The organism is Mycobacterium sp. (assembly GCF_049281135.1).
In the GTDB taxonomy this organism is placed as follows: domain Bacteria; phylum Actinomycetota; class Actinomycetes; order Mycobacteriales; family Mycobacteriaceae; genus Mycobacterium.
Genome location: NZ_JBAPRN010000369.1, coordinates 1 through 1,885 on the forward strand (window position 1 = coordinate 1; position 1,885 = coordinate 1,885).

Sequence of the window (1,885 nt, forward strand, 5' to 3'; positions counted from 1 at the left end):
TCCCAATCGCGACAAAATCGCCACATCGGTTGCCGGAAAGAATTTCGTTATTGGCAGAAGCTGAATTTCATCGAGTTTGCGGCCGGCCGCTTCGGCGGCCGCCGCCAGCCGCGACTGTAACGCCGTCAAAGAATCGGCTAATTCCATTTCCCGCTCCGGTCGGGCGGAACGGTTTACCGCTAATGCGCTCATGCCATCCACACCACCGACGCCAGCCGCCCGGTCGGGGCGCCCCGGCGATGGCTGAACAGGTTGATGTCCTCGACCGTGCACCGCGGGTCGATATCGATGGCGCTCACGCCCAAAGCCGTGAGCTGACAAGCGATTCCGGCCCGAAGGTCCAGCCCGGGCGTGCCCTTCGACGTGGTGGTACGACTGCCCGGCAGGGCTGCCTCTACTTCGTCGGCCATCGCCGCGGGCACTTCATAGTTGCGGCCGCTGACCGCGGGCCCCAGCAGCACCGAGATGTCGGGCTCATGTGCACCCATCGACAGCATGGTCTCAACGGCGCGGACCACGACGCCGTCGCGAGCCCCGAGCCGGCCGGCATGCACGGCCGCGACAACGCCCGCGCGAGCATCGGCCAGCAGCACCGGAACGCAATCGGCGCTGACCACCGCCAAGGCCAGTCGCGGTGTGCGCGTTACCAATCCGTCGGTGTCGTCGAACGCGGTGTCGCGCGGGCCGTCGACCACTTCTATGTGGTCGCCGTGCACCTGGTTCATCCACACCACCCGGTCGGGGCTGAGTCCGATGGCGGCGGCCAGCCGGATCCGGTTGGCCGCCACGGCAGCCGGGTCGTCGCCGACATGGTCGCCCAGGTTGAAGGTGTCGAACGGCGGCAACGAGGCACCGCCTGCCCGAGTGGTGCTGACCCACCGGATACGAATGCTCACTCGCCCAGTATCCGGCGTGAGCAAGGCCGCCTCGCCCCGACACCGTGTCGCGGCCGTCATTGCATCGTGTGGCTAGCGCCGCATGAACGGCGGCACATCGACGTCGTCGTCCTCGCCGCCGATGTCGAAGGTTGCGCCGTTGGTCGGCACCGACACGCTCACCGCGTCGGCGGGCTCGAACAAGCTGGAGCTGACCTTGCCGTGTTTGCCCGACGCGATCGTCGTCGCGGCATCGGTGTTGCCGACGACCGGCTTTCGGCCTGGCCCGTTCGCGTCGAAGCCGGCTGCGATCACGGTGACTCGTACCTCGTCGCCGAGCGAGTCATCGATGACCGTTCCGAAGATGATGTTCGCTTCCTGGTGGGCGGCATCCTGCACCAGCGAGGCCGCTTCGTTGATCTCGAACAGCCCCAGGTCGCTACCGCCGGCGATGGACATCAGCACGCCCTGGGCGCCTTCCATGGAGGCTTCCAGCAGCGGCGAGTTGATCGCGATCTCGGCCGCCTTGAGCGCGCGGCCGTCGCCGCGGGCCGACCCGATACCCATCAGCGCCGTGCCCGCGCCCGACATGATGCCCTTGACGTCGGCGAAGTCGACGTTGATCAGGCCCGGCGTGGTGATCAGGTCGGTGATGCCCTGCACACCGTTGAGCAGCACCTCGTCGGCGCTGCGGAAGGCGTCCATCAGCGACACCTCGGCATCGCCCATCTGCAGCAGGCGGTCGTTGGGGATCACGATCAGGGTGTCGCAGCTTTCCCGCAGCGACGAGATGCCGTTCTCCGCCTGGTTACTGCGCCGCTTGCCCTCGAAGGAGAACGGCCGGGTGACCACGCCGACGGTCAGTGCGCCGAGCTTGCGGGCGATGCTGGCGACGACGGGTGCTCCCCCGGTACCGGTTCCACCGCCTTCACCGGCGGTGACGAAGACCATGTCGGCGCCCCGCAGCAGCTCCTCGATCTCGTCCTTGGCGTCGTCGGCGGCCCTGCGGC

General features: G+C 67.7%; 2 protein-coding genes and 1 pseudogene. All 3 read right to left on the reverse strand.

Annotated elements, in window-relative coordinates:
* Positions 1-192: pseudogene (locus WAN02_RS14845) on the reverse strand (YggS family pyridoxal phosphate enzyme); the annotation flags it as partial.
* The gene (gene pgeF / locus WAN02_RS14850) at positions 189-896 is read right to left on the reverse strand and encodes a peptidoglycan editing factor PgeF (RefSeq protein ID WP_422264964.1); all 708 of its coding nucleotides are present in this window, start codon (positions 894-896) and stop codon (positions 189-191) included. The pseudogene WAN02_RS14845 and the gene pgeF, both read right to left, overlap by 4 nt.
* Positions 897-968: 72 nt before the next feature.
* Positions 969-1,885, reverse strand: a 917-nt coding sequence (gene ftsZ / locus WAN02_RS14855) for a cell division protein FtsZ (protein ID WP_422264965.1), incomplete at its 5' end; no start/stop codon positions are given.